Raw genomic sequence first — 14501 nt, forward strand, 5'->3', positions numbered from 1 at the left:
GAGCGGCAGCGCAGTAGCTACCGCCCCCGAGTGTCCCGCATCCGCTTACGAGCGCGATCACGCACAGCATCATCGCCCAGGCGCTCAATCGTTTCAGCTGCATCACGTCCCACCTCCCCAGCGGAGAGATCCGCCTCATATTGTTTCTGTTCTGCCTGTGCCCTGCCCTGACGCCGCCCGACCTGCAGCAGCGCCAGCGCGGCCAGGGCCAGGCCACCTAGCAGCCCCAGCCAGCCTGCCAGCTTAGAAAATAGCGCCTTAAACAATGGCCGCTCCTATCTTGATTGCCTCAGCCCCAGATGCGCCCAAGAAACGAGCGCGGTCTGCAGCACGACGGCGACGCAGGCCCAGCAGCACCTTGCCGCCTGATTTGTTCCAGCGCGGGAACTGCTCAGCAGCACCGGCCTGGTCGCCGGCATTGAACAAGCGGACGAGCGTGGAACCTTGAAATGCTTCCACGCCGATGTTGTAGGCCAGATCCACCATGGCATCGAGCTGGGCCTGGGTCGCAGGACGAGTCAGTGCGTTCAGAACACCAGGCACGAACTCATGGGCCAGCCGGCGTTGCAGACGTTGGTCGGCCTCAGCCTGAGTGATGCGCAGGCCCTGAACGACGTCCGGCCCGGTGTCGCCCCAGCCGATGGTCCAGACCTTGCCGTCGGCATCCCAGTAGGCTTCCAGCCGGCAGCTCTCGAAATACCGCAGGATGGCCAGGCCATCGGCGGACATGCCCGTCGGTGAAGCCTTCTGTGGCTCTGGTGTGGCCTGCTCTGCTTTCTGTGGCCGAAAAAAAAGGGCCAACAGGCCCGTGATCAAATTCAACAACGACTTCATTCTGTTTTCCCTCCAATCGCACCTTCGCGCAGTTCTGTCATAACTTCGAGCAGATCGGCCTTGCGCCGCTTGTCGAAAAAGTTGAATGCCCAGCGCACAACAGCCCAGCCAGGCAGCCCACATGCGAACGCTAATCCAAGCATGGCCACCAGACCTACCGGGTTGTTCGCCCAGTGGTGCAGCTCGTAGTGCTGAATCACCGCGGCCCCGCCTGAGATCGAGGCCACCACCGTGCTGATCACCCCCACAACCCATTCGGACTGCGTGCGCGGCCGCAGAATACACATCACCACCAGCGTGGCCAGGCCTGCCCCGATGGCGCCCATGCCTGCTATTCCTCCCATCGCCTTCCAGACGGCCAAACCAGCCGCCGATGTTCCCGTGCTTGTCGGTTCCAAGTCCTTCCCCTTGTGTAATACGGTCGGCATGGCTGTCTCCCGTGAAGCGCCGCCGAAGCGGCAGACGTAAAAAAACCACCCGAGGTGGTTTCTGTAGAAATACATTAACGTTCAATTACACTTGCGATATGCGCGAACACTACCTTGATGGCCTGCGTGGCTGGGCCGCTCTATTTGTCATCGGCAGCCACCTTGGGCCTATGTTTCTCACCCACGGCTTGCTGAACAATGTCCTCCCGTTCTTTACTGACGGGCAGTTAGCCGTGTACGTGTTTTTCGTACTTTCGGGCTATGTCTTATCAATTGGCTTTTTCCGCACAGAGCAGCGGAAAACCGTGACGACGCTTGCAGTTCGTCGCTATCCAAGACTCACAATTCCTATCCTTGCCACTTCATTAATAGCCCTGTTATTCATGAAGCTCGGATGGTTCTCGAACATTCCAGCTGGTCAAGCGGCATCAAGCGCCTGGCTCGAGTCTTTCTACCAATTTGAGGGTTCCCTGTCAGGCGCGCTACAGTTTGGACTGTGGGATGTCTACATGAACTATAACGGGCGGACGTCCTATAACTCTGCGCTTTGGACCATGTGGATTGAGATGCTGGGATCCATGATTATATTTGGCCTGCTCCTGCTCTGTGGCCGCAACCGACTAATGCAGGTAATTATCATCGCCGCATTCGCGTATTGGGCAGCCGAACACAATCAGCATTTGGTGGCTTTTGCGCTGGGTATGTTGCTGGCTCGCTGCAGCGCGCTAGACTGGATTCCCAGCAGCAATGTTGCGGGGATAGGACTGCTGACCATCACGCTCCCAGTCGCAATGGTCCGCTATTTGGGAGACAGTTTGACCGCAGTGTCTATGTATGCGGCTGCCATTGTCGCAGCGGTATTGCTCTCCCCTGCTCTGCAGGCATTGCTATCCACTCGTCTCTCCCAATGGCTGGGACGAGTTTCATTTCCACTTTATCTAACGCACATGCTGATAATCTGCAGCATTAGCTCAACGATGTATCTGTATTTTGGAAACGGTGGCCCAACTACACCCATGCAAACCGTTCTGATCGGCATAGTGAGCCTGGCAGCTTGCTTGGCCGCCGCCAGGCTTTTCCTTCCGGTTGAAGAAGGCTCAATTAAAGCCGCCCGCGCGTTTTCAAGTAGATTCTTCCACTTCAGTCGCATCGGGGTCGCCCGGTGGTTGAGGCCAGACAATACCTGAAACGGACAGATCAATACGGCCCACCGCTACCCGGTACTGCCGCCATTGGATCAGCAAAGCAGCCTCCGCCTCTGTAGCTATGCCAAGGTCTACGGCGTCGCTAAGAGGCGCCATGTTGATGGCAGCACTGGCGAGACACTGATCACGTATCTGAAGGTTGTTCTGCAGCGTCTCTTCTTGCGACGGCCCCGGCAGCGGCGCAGTTTCAGGTTGGCCATTAGTGCCGGCGACGACATACTCGCCCCTTAATGGGGCATTCATGCAGTTTGCATACAAGCTCTGGCTTATTTCAGATAGATCGTCTGGGCGCGCGTCGGGATCAATCATCGCCAGAATGTCCTCTGGGAAGAAGGTATTTCGAGCCGCCGAGTAAAAAATTTTCATGATTACTCCTTAATGACCAAAAGCTAGCCAAGTCACAGCGCGCGGGCCCTGGCCCCATTGCCCGCCGCCAGAAGCCGGCGGGGTATATGTAAATATCTTGAATTGACTCCCAATAACCTTAGACGTCTCTGCGAATGCCGCAGCCCCAACTGCAGCCACATCAGATCCAACTCCACAAGCGACCGGCTGGCCAAGAACGCCATTTGGAAACGCTGCGGGCAATGTAATGGTGTATCCGCTGTAACCTTGCGTATACCCGCCCTGGACAATCAGGCCACCCGGGAATACGTAATACCAATTCGGCGTGGACGCTACTAGCCTGCCTGCAGCATGTATTTTTATGGCCTGCAGTAATTGAGTATTGCTGGCTTCAGACGGAGCCAGGCCGGCTCCCTCGATGACTCCGAGCAATTCATCCATCAGGCTATTCGCCCAGGCTGCAGAAATCCATGATCCCGGTGCGCCGGTTGTCGGATTCGCATCAGCGAACTTGCCGCCCACCAGTCCAATGCCCGGCAAACTCTTTGGGTAATCCATCTGTACTCTCCACTAAAATTTATTACCAAATCGGCCATTGCCGAATGTTGTTGAATAGGCCCGCTCGCCCTGCAGCCGGATCCACACCGACCCGTTCCAATATTCCAGCCCGCCCCAGGTCGTGTTGAATCCGAATCGGACCGCGCCAGAGTTCGGTCGACCCTCGGATGTCCAGGCAGGAACGCCCCCCCCACCGCAAGCCCATCCAGTTTTTCTTTGTCCACCGCCGATAGCAGGCCTGCCGCCGTCGGCGTGGCTTCCACCCCTCCCACCAGCCGCAACAAACCCAGGTCGGGAGCCAGCGCGGCCGCAGAAAAAATCAACGTATGGGCAGGCGTTTCAAGCGTGAAGCCTGGGGAGAAATAGACCGTGCCGCCGAGCGTCTCGCTGTACTCCAGATCCGTCAGGCCGTAATGACCTGAGACCAAATAAATAAACACCTCGTTTGTGGCAGATTTGTAGACCTGCAGGTCCTGCAGGCCCAGGTTGCCCCCCACAAAACCCATGATCGGGATATTTCCTGCTCGGGAGTGGATCGACAGGTCTACCGCGCCGCCTTGGGAGTGGATGTCGTGGCCACCGATCAAGCCTTTCACACGAAACGAACCGTTGTTATTGGTGATCCGGCCGATCAGGTAATAGCGGCGCTCGTTCGCATTGCCCTGGTTCACGTACAGTCCACGCCGGGGCATTTTCTGATTCACCGCGCCCCAGAGCTGCTTTATGTCTGCACCGACCGCAGCGCAGAAGGCCTTGATCTGGTTCACCAATATAATCAGGCCTTGGCGGTGGTGTACGAGGCGACAAAATCCGTAGCGGGATCACCCACGCCAATGTTGGCGCAGGCCTGCGCCTGCTGCGCCGCGGTCAGCGTCTGCGCGGCGTCAAACCGCACGCGGTTATTGATGGCTGTGGTCAGTGCGCTGGTGGCCGTCTGGTCTGAGGCGATGTAGTCGGCGATTTCTTTCAGCGTGTCGAACGCTGCAGGGGCGCCGCCGATCAGGTCCGCGATCTTGGCCGAAACGTACGCCTCGATCTTGTTGCTGGAATAGGTAGTGGCCGCACCCTTGGTTGTATCGTTGATGCGTGCCGCGCCGTTCGCAGACGTTTCAACGCTCAGCAGCTTGGCGCGCACTTCATTGAGTGCGCCGACCAGATTGGTTTTTTCAGTCGTTGTCAGGGTGGACAGCGTGCCGATGCGGGCGTTGATGCTGCCGATGTCGACGCCGATGGCCTGAGCCAGCGCCACCAGATTTACAGATAAAGTGGACATGCGATATTCCTTTGTCAGGTTTGATTTTTCAGCCTTTGGCCAGGGCGTAATACATGAGGTAGTCAATGTCCTCGTCGGGCAGGCCTGGCGGGCCGATCGGCCCCTGTGCTTTGATCGTGATCACCGTCGGCCGCGCCGGCTCTCGGATCGTGATCACAGGACGCTTTGCGTTCTTCACCAGCACCACCTCGCGGACAACCTGCTTAAGCGTTGCCGTCATAGGTCACATCCGGGATCAAGCGAAACAGACCTCCGAGGATCGTTTGCACCCGCCCATCGGAATAGGAAATCTGCAGGTCAAACGCACCGTCAGGCGCAGTCAACTCGCGCATCGCCGCCGCATCCACGTCGATCACGATGGAGCCGTCAGACAACGTGATGCGGCCATTCTCCGTGGACATATCGAGCAGTACCGGCTCGCCGGGCAGCCGGCGCAATTGCATCCGTGCTGTGCAGCCAGCCATGGCCACAGGCACGCCCTCGGAGTCTGTCCACAAAATTTCAAGGTGGAACGTGTCGCCCTGCTTGATCTCCAGGGGAGTCGTCAATCGTCCTTCCAGCATGTCAGCTCCTAGGAATAATCAAAAAACACGACGGTGTGCGCCGGCGCGTAGCGTCGAATCACGCACTCAACAATGTCGGTCTCGTTGGCGCCGAATCGGTCGCCAAACTGGGCGTTACCGAAAATCGGCTCTTTGGCGCGCAGCGCGCCCAACTGGACCACCCACACGAACTGGCAATCCCAGTTGCCAAACTGGCTACTGCCGAATCGCGCCAGGCCAAAACGCGGCGTGCGCCATTCAATCACTCGCGCCTCGGGGTAGCCCAGGCGCTGCGCCATCTCCTGAAAATAGAGAGGATCCTGTCGCCCGACATCCGAGAAACGCCGCAGCACCTCGCGCAGCCGCCCGCTCGGAGAGGCCGTGTTTCCTTGGCACTCGTCAGGCAACCCCATGACGCGCTCCCAATCGGACAACAGCTCGCGCAGCGTCCCAGGGAACATTTCAGACAGCAGATCAGCCGCCCGTGCATCGACCCGCGCCAGCTCGGCAGCAATGGCATCAGCCACAATCGCCGGCATCGGATACAGCTCAGGATCCCAGGCTGGCCCAGGGGGCAGTAGCTGCTGCAGCTGCATCCGATAGTCCTGCGCCGTTCTCACACCCATGTCAGCCCCCCGAATACCGGCAGCTCCTGCGGCTGGGGCACAACGTCGGCGGCCGGAGAGAGCAGTTTGTGATCCGTTTCGCCTGGAACGTTGCTGATGGTGGCCGCCACATGTGTGCGGTACAGACGCGTTCCCAGATCAGCCTCCGCCATATGCAGCTCGCGCAGAGCGTCTTCGACTTTGCCCCGCAGCGCATCACCATCGGGAAACAGTTGGATCTGGTAATTCACGGGCAACAGCGTGGGCGCCAACACATGAATCTCTGCTGTCACCGGTCGCTTACTTTGAATGTGGGCCAGCACTGCCGCCAGCTCGGCCGCATCCGGGAGAATGTTGTCGTCATCATCACGAACAACAAACACGCCGACCGTCCCCGGACCGAGCCAGGCCCGCCGCACCCATGCCCGCGTGATCCCAGGAACCTCCAGCGCCCAGGTGACGTAATCGTCCGGATCACCGCCGTGAGGCTGAATCCGAAATGCTCGCACCACTCGCCGGCGCCATCGCTCCAGCGGCTCCAGATCTGTCCCGCCGACCAGGCCAGGCGCCGCGACTGTCGACCGATCAATGACGCCTGGCGCCGGGGATATGGCCACCAGTTGCGCGCCGGCCGCCAAATTGCCAGCTGCGCCTGGAACAACGGCTTCAACGGGTACACGCGTGACACCCGACAGCAATGTGTCCTGAGTCACACGCACCTGCACACCAGCCCGCGTTTGCCAGAGCATGCCTGTTGGGACAAAAACGCCGTCAGCCCCAGTTGCTTCTATGGCACCCTGCGCCGACGTCGCAGGCGTACGCGGCACATCCTTGAGGCCAGCCCAGCGCGCCAGCATGTCTTCATCGCAGGAGTCCGGCAGGATCTGCTTGGACTGCCAGGCGAGTAGGCCGTACAGACCAAAGGCACCGGCCGCCATCACGCGGGCCAGGACTGCGCTATCAGAACGACGCAGCACCCCATCCACCCCTGCCCGCGCCAAATCCTCGCCAGCACGCTGCACCAAGGCCGGCAGTGTTGGAATTTCAAATGGCATTGATCACCCCCAGCACATCGTCAAATTGCATTTGTCGTTGTCCCTCGTCCAGGGTCAACGTCACGTATAGATCAAGGCGCGTTGCACCCTGGCGCTCAAAGCGCGCCTCTACCCGCTGCGCGACGCCATCCTCTACCATCCAGGCCAGCGCCTCGTCGGCATACCGCTGGGCATCCTTCATGGTTTGTGCTGTGAGCGAGCGGCGCCGCAGCAACCATAGTCTGGAGCCGATCCGATCCTGGGGCTGGTCAGGGTAGGCATCCCCCCAATAGCCATGGCGCTCATCGTCATCGACCGGATCCGACGGCTCGGCACGTCGCCAGGTGAACAGACTGATCACAACCGCCCGCTCCAACTGATCCGCCGAGGCCAATAAATTGCGAATGCTCATTCCATCCTCTGATTAGGTTCATCAGTCGGCCCGCCGTTGTCGTTTTCGGGATGGTTGTGTCCGTTGTACGTGCTCCGCATCGCGCTCATCGTGCCGACGCCGTCACGGATCTCGCCGGCCGCTTCAATATCCCCCGTGGCAATCACCCTGGGGGTATTGAGCGTGACGCTGGTCGAGCAATTAAAAACCGCCTCTGGGGCGGTGACTTCAATCTTGGTGCCGGCAGCGATACTGATCACCCTGCCCTGCCGGAAGCGGATCTCGTCCCCCTCATGGGTGAACAAGCAAACCTCACCGCGCTGCAGGCCCACGGGCCGGTATCGCCGGTCCGTCACGATGAACGCCACACAATGGGAGCGGTTGCCACCTACAAACCCCAACACGGCCTCCGCACCCGGCAGCGGATGCGAGGTGAATCCGTACGGCTCCACGTGCTCTACGGCATCCTTCACCTCGCCGGCTGTCAGACGCACCTGCAGCCCCTGCAGCTTGCGAGCTGCATCGACCAGAGACAGCGTCCCGCGCGCAATAAAGTTCAGAATTTTCATGATTTGTCCCAGTCAGCTGGCAACAGATACTCGAACGCATCGCCGCCCTTGTTGCCCTTCTTCTGCTTTTTCGGGGCCTTGGGCTCAGGCGAATATGCACCAGGCGGCGCTACCCGCAACGAGACGCGCTTGCCGCGCTCATTGAGCGTGTAAACCACCCTGCCGATCAGCATCTCTCTGTCGAAGCCGATCATGGGGTCGCGCACCGGCACGAACATATTGGGCAGCCAGAGCCGCCCATCGCTTTGACGCCAGCCCTGCAGCTCGTAGTCCGTCGCCAGAGCTCGGCCCATCCGGCTCTCGCGCTCCCAGGCGACACGTTTGGCGGCGATGGCGGTGCTGACCTGGCCCTGCGGCTGCACGGTCAAATTCCGATAACGATCAACGCGCTCATCACCCGCCACGCTCTGCACCTCGGCCGCCTCGACACCGAACGACTCATCGGTGCCGGCCTGCTGACCAATGCACTCGTACGTTGAATACACGCCTGAAAAGTCCAGCGGCGCCGATGCCCCCAACACGTTCACGCCCAGCTCAATCGCATCGGTCGCTCGGCCCGCCGATCCCAGCGCCGCCAGCACTACGCGCCCGTGGGCATCGTCCGTAGAGAGCAGCGCCGATTGCTCCAGCAGCCGGTCAATTGAGGCAAAAACCGTCTCTCCCGGCTCGGTTTGATGGTCCGCAATCGTCAGCCCATCCCCAGCCTGGTCAACCACGCTCAGGCCGTAGGGCGCAGCCAGAGCGGCAACAACCGCCGCCACGGTCTGGCCACGCCACTGCCCACGGGCCGCGCTGCAATCGACCAGGTCCGAGGTCAGGGAGCGGCCAGCAATGCCGACCGTGATCTGTCGTGCGTCGTACTCGATAGGGGTGGCATACGCATAGCCTGTCAGCACCAGATCCGGGCCTATCCGGACCTCGCAGCGCGAGCCATGGCGAATCCGCGCAGGCGCCTCGCCGCTGCCGGGCCAGCGCCAGGTCACTCCCAGCCTGAAATCCCGTGCCTGCTGCTCGATGCCGGCTGTAATCTCAACCGATTTCCAGCCCCCGTACCCCATGCCGTCCGCCACCAGGGTCACTCGGTCCAGATCCTCTGCTGTCATTTCAATCCCTCGGCAATAGCAATTCGGTGGCAGGCACAAACCCAGGATGACGTACGCCGTTGCGAGCAACGATGTCCCCCACCCTGGCCGCGTCCCCGTAACGGCGATAAGCCAGCACCAGCGCCGGTATAGGGGCTGGGTTGCTGTAGCGCGTCAGCACATCACCTTGGCGCGCCACGGCAGTTAAATGCCGAGTGGCGGCAACACGGGCCTGGGCGATCACCTCGTAATGCGTCGTTGGCGACTGCTCGGCCAAGGACCAGAGCGACTCGGATACGCCATCGCGCACCTGCAGCACATCGTCTGCCACCGGCAGCTCAACCCGATCAACCCCGGTCAGCCCATCCACCACCTGTCCCAGCGTCCCCGAGCCCACCGCCACCCCGCCCTGCCTCATCCCATCCACAGCCACCTGCCCGGCACGGGTCACGCTGATGGTTTTAGACGGCAACGCAGCCGTACCCCGCACGGCATCGACCGCCACTGCATCCTGCACCAGCGAGCGCACCGCAGCCACAAACACCCGATTGGCCGCGCCGCTGGGCAGGAGCGTGCCGCCCAGGCGCTGCACCGCGTCGGCACGGTCAGCCAGTCCAAACAGCGACATGACGCCCTGGGCGCGTGAGTAGAACCCGCCAAATAGCATACGCGCACCACCGATGATGCCGAACACCGCATGGGCGAACGCCCCAGGCCCCGCCATCACCGAATCAAAAACACGCTGGGCGGATCCCAGCACGCCGGATACCGAGCCATACACGTCTTGGACAACATCGAGCACCTGACTGATGGGCGTCAATACCGCGTCCAGGCTGATTTGCGACAGGTCGATGCTCTCCAGCGCCTGCGTGAAACGCTCCAGTGCAGACGTCTGCACGGCATCCGCAGCGCTGTTCAGTGTGGATGCCGCATCGGCACCGGCCACCGGATAAGATGGCTCGGCTTCCCCTTCCACAAACACCAGTTCAAACTGCACCATTCCCTGCGTGCGCCGGTCGTGCGAGTAGTTGCAGTCAATGCACGTGGCGGTGATGCTGCCCGTCCAGGGCAGGATCAGCTCGCCAGAACCCGGCTGCTCAATCACCTCCAGCAGCGCGTCACGCAGGCTCAGGCAATCATCTCCCGCGACAAACGCCGTGATCCGGATTTCCTTGGTTCGTTTGCCCAGCGCCTCCACCAGCGGGGTATCGCGCTGGGGATACTCATGCACTTGCGTGCGCTGCCCAGCGGGTGCCGAGTCCCGCAACACCTCGAACGCCACCCCACGAAATGAGGCGGCCTGTTTTTTATCTCGCCAGCTCATCCGCTCGCTCCTGCCATAGACCGCAAACCAATATCCTGACGGACATTCAGGCCTGGTTGATTGGTGCGCGCTGGCTCCGCCCTCATGCCAGCCGGCGCATTCTCAAACCGGATTACCATTTCCCCATCCAGGCGCGTCTCTCGACCTGGCGCTGCCAGCGCCGGCGCTGGTTTTGCCGGCGCCTCATCACCCAGACCAACGGCATTTTTCAACCAGCCCACGCCGCTATCCCAGGTGTTTGACACCGACTGGCCCACAGAGACAGCCGCGCCTTTGGCGGCATCGACGCCTTTCATGATGGGTTCGATGAATCCCGATACCCGATCCCACAAATCCTTGAACCAGGCCACAATCGGCTCCCAGTTCTTGATGATAATTCCCAGCGGACTCCAGTTCAGGAATGCGCCCTGCATCCAGTTCCAAATCGCCTGCGCAGGCGCCTGGACCTGCGCCCACAGCCCAACAAACCAGGCTGTGATCGGCTCCCAGTTTTTGATCACCAGGCCCAACGGCGTCCAGTTCAGGAACGTGTTTTTCATCCAGTCCCACACTGCTTGGGCTGGGGCTTGAACCTTCGCCCATAGGTTTTTGAACCACGCGCTCACCGGCTCCCAGTTGGCGATCAGAAACCCTGCGGCCAGGGCGATACCCCGTATGAGCATGCCCACGGGCGACATCGTCATGACACCGGACATGATTTTGATAGCCCAGGCCACCCCGACCACGGCCAGCCGCATGCCTACGAATGCCGCCGCCGCACCCACCAACCCTTTGATCAACCAGGGATTGGCCTGCGCCAACGCGGTGACCTGATCAATCATCGGTCCGACGTAGGCAATGAATGAATTGATCGGCGGCAACAGGACATTGCCAATGGCCATACCCAGCGCCGTGACGCGATTCCACAGCAGCTGGATACTGTTGGCGGTGGTTTTTGATCGGGCCTCGTACTCCTTTTCCATGGATCCGGCGTACTCAGTTGCATCCGCCACCAGCTCAAAGTTCTTTTTAAGCAGGCCCAGGTTATCCAGCATCGGCGCAATGGCCGTGATGGATTCTTTTCCAAACAGCTGTTGAAGCACCCCAGCCTGCTTGGACGCATCGACTTTACTGATGGCCGTCAACACCTTGAGCATCGTGCCTTTGGCGTCCTTCTGCATCCCGACCGAGATCTGCTCAGCATTCAGTCGCAATGCCTTGAACACCTGCTGCTGCGTCTTGGTGGCCGCCCTTCCCGAGGTCATGGCCAGCATGAAGTTCTTGATGCCGGTCGCCGCCTCTTCCTGGCCGACACCCACACCGGCCAGCGTCGATCCCATGGCGGCGATCTCGCCAGCGGCCAGGCCAGCTACTGCACCCAGCGGCCCGATGCGCGTCACGATATTGCTGATCTGCTGGGCCGTTGCCGCCCCATTGTTGGAGAGGTGATTGATTTTGTCGGCCAGCGCCACCACCTCGACCTGACCCAACTTGAACGATGTGCGCCACTTAGCCATCGTGTCGCCAGATTCCTCCGCCGTCTGGTCGAACGCGATACCCATTTTGACGGCGTCCTGGGCGAAGGCCTGCAGCTCGTCCCGCGCAATACCCGATTGCCCGCCGGCGGCCACGATGGCGGCAATGTCTTTGGCCGCCATCGGCAGCTTAGTCGACATTTTGGTGATGTCCTGCCCCATCCGAGCGAATTGTTCAGGCGTGTCGAAATCAACAACTTTGCGCACATCGGCCATCGACGACTCAAACTCGATGGCGGCACGCGCACCCGCAAAAAAAGGGGCCGCAATGGCCCCCCCTTTCACAACGTCCATCAGATTGATGGGTTGCCCCAAACCGCTGTTGAGCAGCCCGCGCCGGAAATTCATGGCATTGGCGCGGGCCTTCTGCAGGGTGGGCGACAGTTTGTCGACCCCCGTGATCAAGGCCTTAAGCTGGAACTCGCGGGCCATAGCTACTCCTTCATTTCGTTCGCAACCCGATGCGCCTGGCCGGTCATTTCAAACACATCGGACAGCGGCCGATCCATGACCGCAAAAGGATCCAGCCGCCAGAAATAAGCGGCCGAGTAGGCGTAATCGATCAGGCCTGAGACTGTGCTGCCGGGTCCGAGCCCTGACTGATAAAAAAACTGACTACCGCCCATGCCAGCGTGTGAAAGTCCTGCATCCCGAGCTGATCCACCGCCGACTCAGGCACCTCACCCAGGCGTGCGATATACCGCGCGCACACATCCAGCAGTGGGCGTGGGACCTGATCCTCGGGGGCAAACGAATAGGGCAAGGACTTCAGCGCCCGTACATCGGCCACCGTCGGCTCACGTAGCCGCAGCTCCGTGTGATCTTTGCCGTAGGCTTGGATAGGGCTGGACAATGTCTGCACCGTCAGAAATTTCTCACCATTCATTGCCAGATCCCCTTAACGCCGTTGAATTCCAAAGTGACCTTGCCGTCGTCCCCGGTGCTGGTCGTCTCACCGACCATGTACGCACCCGTCAGCACGTAGGTTTTGCCGTTGCGGTACTCGGCCTGGACGGTCATGTCTGTGCCGTTGGCGATCACATCAACCGGGAAATCCGCCGTGTGCAGTGCCTCGACTTTCACGTACGGCACGCGGTCGCGTTCAGTGAAATACCCCGGCGCGCCCTCGATGGTTTCGCGGACCACATCGCCAATGGGGCACTCCACGCCGCCAGTGATCACCAACTGTTGGCCGTCCACCTTGACGTAAACGGTCCCTGCTACTTTCTGGCCCATGTCCAGCTCCCAAAGAAAAGACCCGCTCAATGGCGGGCCTGGGTTCAATCAAAGGTGACGCAGTGGCTATGCCGCCATCGTGTCCGGATACTGCAGGCGGAACTCGTTGCGTAGCGCTACGATGCGCAGCTGGTTCACGTAGTCAGGCGGAAACAGGACATTGACCCGATTCGGGTTTGTTTCGTCACGCTCCACGATCAAGTAGCGTGCGAACAGCTGCAGGTTCTCCACCAGGCCCAAGCGCTCCATGCGCTCGTACTCGGCGATCAGTTCGCCGCGGATTGTCTTAGGTGTGACAATCGACTGGCCAGGCCCGAAGCGGGTGCCGTCGTCGGCCAGTTTGTGGCGTGCGAATTTGCTGGTAATAACAGCCTCCAAGCGGCGCAGAATCGCCGCAGACTGGTGCATCGTCTCGCTGTCCAGATAGCTGTCATCGGGCTGGCCGAACGCATTTTTCTGGTACAGGGTGACTGCTCGCTGGATTCGCTGATACCCGCCCTCGTAATACGACGTGGCCACACCCGCCCACAGCAAAGAGTTATTCTCCAGCAGGCCAAAACGCCGACCCTCTGGCGCCGGCATGCAACTGAGCAGCGCGCCCGTCTGCGTGGGCCGCGCCGGATCTGCTGCAATGAACACAGCCGTTCGACCGGCAAAGTCAGCCACCCACCGCCACACCGAGGTGGGTGCCTCGGGCTCAACAGCGGCGACCGTCATATGCTGGTCATTAGTTGCGCCGCGACCGAAGGCCACCAACTGGCCCATCGTGCCGCGCCGGGCCGAGTACACATGTCCGTAAATTTTCTTGAGCCATGCCCAGCGGCCAGAGGTGTCGTCCATCAAGGCCTGGAAGGCGTCCAGCGAACCGGCGTCGGTGAACGGATGGGTGATGAACTCGAACGGCGCATCGCCCAGCAACGCCAGCGCGACATCCAGATCTGGCACCCCCGCGCCACCTGCCATGGCAGTAACCGCGACGGTCAGACCCGACGGCACAACCTCTCCGCCTGCCGAGCCGCGCAGATTAACAGCCAGGCGCAAATCATTGCCCAGCTCACCGGAAAATTTCGTTGTGACAGTCACAACGCCTGCGGCAGCTGCAGCCGTTACAGGCAGCGTCGCCACATTGATAGCCGCAGCCAGGGCCGTAGCAACATCTGCGGCGGCCTGGCCGCTGGCAACCGTCACTGCCACACGCGCGTCACCCACATAGACGGACAGCACACCAGCGGCCGACGCGGTGCCCGTGACGGTAAATTTGCCCGTCGCCTTGGCCCCCGTGAGCTTGACCGGCAGGATCCAGATTTCACCCATGGGATCGACGCGCCGGCTGGCCACGTGCATTTCGTGCAGCATCGAGCCACGGCCCGCAATCGCGGCAACCTCGTCGGACGAGGAAGGCAGTTGCAGAGCCGGTGCGGCGGTCGCGTCGTCATTGACTGCCCCAATGAGCAGGCGCCGCAGTTGAGTCGCACCGCTGTTTGCCTGGCTATTGTCCATCTCTGCGTAGAACAGCGGCACACGCAGGTCATTGGGGATTTGATTCATGCTGACCGCCATG

General features: G+C 60.7%; 20 protein-coding genes. 1 reads left to right on the forward strand and 19 read right to left on the reverse strand.

Annotated elements, in window-relative coordinates; translation table 11 throughout:
- Positions 1 to 17: 17 nt before the first annotated feature.
- The 3 genes from ACOZ42_RS11905 to ACOZ42_RS11915 are packed head-to-tail and all read right to left on the reverse strand — an operon-like array spanning position 18 to position 1262.
- A complete protein-coding gene (locus ACOZ42_RS11905) occupies positions 18 to 266 on the reverse strand; it encodes a hypothetical protein (protein ID WP_426345158.1) in 249 nt (82 codons plus the stop codon).
- Positions 259 to 834 carry a lysozyme gene (locus tag ACOZ42_RS11910; RefSeq protein WP_426345159.1) on the reverse strand — a complete coding sequence of 192 codons (576 nt, stop codon included), beginning with the start codon at positions 832 to 834 and terminating at the stop codon, positions 259 to 261. Before ACOZ42_RS11910 ends, ACOZ42_RS11905 begins: the two co-directional genes overlap by 8 nt.
- A complete protein-coding gene (locus ACOZ42_RS11915; protein WP_426345160.1) occupies positions 831 to 1262 on the reverse strand; it encodes a hypothetical protein in 432 nt (143 codons plus the stop codon). The genes ACOZ42_RS11910 and ACOZ42_RS11915 overlap by 4 nt, the downstream gene beginning before the upstream one ends.
- Positions 1263 to 1360: 98 nt before the next feature.
- Here ACOZ42_RS11915 and ACOZ42_RS11920 point away from each other — a divergent pair, with 98 nt between their 5' ends.
- A complete protein-coding gene (locus ACOZ42_RS11920; RefSeq protein WP_426345161.1) occupies positions 1361 to 2449 on the forward strand; it encodes an acyltransferase family protein in 1089 nt (362 codons plus the stop codon).
- Here the strand turns inward: ACOZ42_RS11920 and ACOZ42_RS11925 are convergent.
- From ACOZ42_RS11925 to ACOZ42_RS12000, 16 genes are all read right to left on the reverse strand, one after another.
- Positions 2384 to 2833, reverse strand: coding sequence for a tail fiber assembly protein (locus ACOZ42_RS11925; protein WP_426345162.1), 450 nt, complete (start codon positions 2831 to 2833; stop codon positions 2384 to 2386). The two genes, ACOZ42_RS11920 and ACOZ42_RS11925, sit on opposite strands and share 66 nt — an antisense overlap.
- Before the next feature lie 9 nt (positions 2834 to 2842).
- Positions 2843 to 3370: a gp53-like domain-containing protein gene (locus ACOZ42_RS11930; protein ID WP_426345163.1), complete on the reverse strand. Its 528-nt coding sequence runs from the start codon at positions 3368 to 3370 to the stop codon at positions 2843 to 2845.
- A complete protein-coding gene (locus tag ACOZ42_RS11935; protein ID WP_426345164.1) occupies positions 3253 to 4137 on the reverse strand; it encodes a hypothetical protein in 885 nt (294 codons plus the stop codon). The genes ACOZ42_RS11930 and ACOZ42_RS11935 overlap by 118 nt, the downstream gene beginning before the upstream one ends.
- An 8-nt stretch (positions 4138 to 4145) precedes the next feature.
- Positions 4146 to 4643 carry a hypothetical protein gene (locus tag ACOZ42_RS11940; RefSeq protein ID WP_426345165.1) on the reverse strand — a complete coding sequence of 166 codons (498 nt, stop codon included), beginning with the start codon at positions 4641 to 4643 and terminating at the stop codon, positions 4146 to 4148.
- Between the two features lie 28 nt (positions 4644 to 4671).
- Positions 4672 to 4863, reverse strand: coding sequence for a hypothetical protein (locus tag ACOZ42_RS11945; protein ID WP_426345166.1), 192 nt, complete (start codon positions 4861 to 4863; stop codon positions 4672 to 4674).
- The gene (locus tag ACOZ42_RS11950) at positions 4847 to 5206 is read right to left on the reverse strand and encodes a hypothetical protein (protein WP_426345167.1); all 360 of its coding nucleotides are present in this window, start codon (positions 5204 to 5206) and stop codon (positions 4847 to 4849) included. The genes ACOZ42_RS11945 and ACOZ42_RS11950 overlap by 17 nt, the downstream gene beginning before the upstream one ends.
- A gap of 8 nt (positions 5207 to 5214) precedes the next feature.
- Positions 5215 to 5811, reverse strand: coding sequence for a YmfQ family protein (locus tag ACOZ42_RS11955; protein ID WP_426345168.1), 597 nt, complete (start codon positions 5809 to 5811; stop codon positions 5215 to 5217).
- Positions 5802 to 6845 (reverse strand): baseplate J/gp47 family protein, encoded by a 1044-nt coding sequence (locus tag ACOZ42_RS11960; RefSeq protein WP_426345169.1) that lies wholly within the window; start codon positions 6843 to 6845, stop codon positions 5802 to 5804. Before ACOZ42_RS11960 ends, ACOZ42_RS11955 begins: the two co-directional genes overlap by 10 nt.
- Complete coding sequence (locus ACOZ42_RS11965) at positions 6835 to 7236, reverse strand: phage GP46 family protein (protein WP_321269165.1); 402 nt, start codon at positions 7234 to 7236, stop codon at positions 6835 to 6837. Before ACOZ42_RS11965 ends, ACOZ42_RS11960 begins: the two co-directional genes overlap by 11 nt.
- Entirely contained in the window at positions 7233 to 7784 is a 552-nt protein-coding gene (locus tag ACOZ42_RS11970; RefSeq protein WP_131070762.1) for a phage baseplate assembly protein V, read from the reverse strand. Before ACOZ42_RS11970 ends, ACOZ42_RS11965 begins: the two co-directional genes overlap by 4 nt.
- Entirely contained in the window at positions 7781 to 8887 is a 1107-nt protein-coding gene (locus ACOZ42_RS11975; RefSeq protein WP_426345170.1) for a phage baseplate assembly protein, read from the reverse strand. The genes ACOZ42_RS11970 and ACOZ42_RS11975 overlap by 4 nt, the downstream gene beginning before the upstream one ends.
- A 1-nt stretch (position 8888) precedes the next feature.
- Complete coding sequence (locus ACOZ42_RS11980) at positions 8889 to 10190, reverse strand: DNA circularization protein (RefSeq protein ID WP_426345171.1); 1302 nt, start codon at positions 10188 to 10190, stop codon at positions 8889 to 8891.
- Positions 10187 to 12136, reverse strand: coding sequence for a phage tail tape measure protein (locus tag ACOZ42_RS11985; RefSeq protein ID WP_426345172.1), 1950 nt, complete (start codon positions 12134 to 12136; stop codon positions 10187 to 10189). The genes ACOZ42_RS11980 and ACOZ42_RS11985 overlap by 4 nt, the downstream gene beginning before the upstream one ends.
- Before the next feature lie 130 nt (positions 12137 to 12266).
- Positions 12267 to 12590 (reverse strand): phage tail assembly protein, encoded by a 324-nt coding sequence (locus ACOZ42_RS11990; protein WP_426345173.1) that lies wholly within the window; start codon positions 12588 to 12590, stop codon positions 12267 to 12269.
- Complete coding sequence (locus tag ACOZ42_RS11995; RefSeq protein ID WP_060186515.1) at positions 12587 to 12940, reverse strand: phage tail tube protein; 354 nt, start codon at positions 12938 to 12940, stop codon at positions 12587 to 12589. The genes ACOZ42_RS11990 and ACOZ42_RS11995 overlap by 4 nt, the downstream gene beginning before the upstream one ends.
- Positions 12941 to 13006: 66 nt before the next feature.
- Positions 13007 to 14488, reverse strand: coding sequence for a phage tail sheath C-terminal domain-containing protein (locus ACOZ42_RS12000; RefSeq protein WP_426345174.1), 1482 nt, complete (start codon positions 14486 to 14488; stop codon positions 13007 to 13009).
- Positions 14489 to 14501 lie beyond the last annotated feature (13 nt).

Origin of the sequence: Alcaligenes sp. HNGD-HTN06 (genome assembly GCF_049932565.1) — a bacterium.
Classification (GTDB): Bacteria; Pseudomonadota; Gammaproteobacteria; order Burkholderiales; family Burkholderiaceae_B; genus Alcaligenes; species Alcaligenes ammonioxydans.

Coding starts and splice junctions, on each gene's coding strand:
- ACOZ42_RS11985 (WP_426345172.1), bottom strand. CDS start 12,136: ATGGCCCGCGAGTTCCAGCTTAAGGCCTTGATCACGGGGGTCGACAAA.
- ACOZ42_RS11960 (WP_426345169.1), bottom strand. CDS start 6,845: ATGCCATTTGAAATTCCAACACTGCCGGCCTTGGTGCAGCGTGCTGGC.
- ACOZ42_RS11920 (WP_426345161.1), top strand. CDS start 1,361: ATGCGCGAACACTACCTTGATGGCCTGCGTGGCTGGGCCGCTCTATTT.
- ACOZ42_RS11945 (WP_426345166.1), bottom strand. CDS start 4,863: ATGACGGCAACGCTTAAGCAGGTTGTCCGCGAGGTGGTGCTGGTGAAG.
- ACOZ42_RS11990 (WP_426345173.1), bottom strand. CDS start 12,590: ATGAATGGTGAGAAATTTCTGACGGTGCAGACATTGTCCAGCCCTATC.
- ACOZ42_RS11930 (WP_426345163.1), bottom strand. CDS start 3,370: ATGGATTACCCAAAGAGTTTGCCGGGCATTGGACTGGTGGGCGGCAAG.
- ACOZ42_RS11925 (WP_426345162.1), bottom strand. CDS start 2,833: ATGAAAATTTTTTACTCGGCGGCTCGAAATACCTTCTTCCCAGAGGAC.
- ACOZ42_RS11910 (WP_426345159.1), bottom strand. CDS start 834: ATGAAGTCGTTGTTGAATTTGATCACGGGCCTGTTGGCCCTTTTTTTT.
- ACOZ42_RS11970 (WP_131070762.1), bottom strand. CDS start 7,784: ATGAAAATTCTGAACTTTATTGCGCGCGGGACGCTGTCTCTGGTCGAT.
- ACOZ42_RS11975 (WP_426345170.1), bottom strand. CDS start 8,887: ATGACAGCAGAGGATCTGGACCGAGTGACCCTGGTGGCGGACGGCATG.
- ACOZ42_RS12000 (WP_426345174.1), bottom strand. CDS start 14,488: ATGAATCAAATCCCCAATGACCTGCGTGTGCCGCTGTTCTACGCAGAG.
- ACOZ42_RS11940 (WP_426345165.1), bottom strand. CDS start 4,643: ATGTCCACTTTATCTGTAAATCTGGTGGCGCTGGCTCAGGCCATCGGC.
- ACOZ42_RS11950 (WP_426345167.1), bottom strand. CDS start 5,206: ATGCTGGAAGGACGATTGACGACTCCCCTGGAGATCAAGCAGGGCGAC.
- ACOZ42_RS11965 (WP_321269165.1), bottom strand. CDS start 7,236: ATGAGCATTCGCAATTTATTGGCCTCGGCGGATCAGTTGGAGCGGGCG.
- ACOZ42_RS11980 (WP_426345171.1), bottom strand. CDS start 10,190: ATGAGCTGGCGAGATAAAAAACAGGCCGCCTCATTTCGTGGGGTGGCG.
- ACOZ42_RS11955 (WP_426345168.1), bottom strand. CDS start 5,811: ATGGGTGTGAGAACGGCGCAGGACTATCGGATGCAGCTGCAGCAGCTA.
- ACOZ42_RS11915 (WP_426345160.1), bottom strand. CDS start 1,262: ATGCCGACCGTATTACACAAGGGGAAGGACTTGGAACCGACAAGCACG.
- ACOZ42_RS11995 (WP_060186515.1), bottom strand. CDS start 12,940: ATGGGCCAGAAAGTAGCAGGGACCGTTTACGTCAAGGTGGACGGCCAA.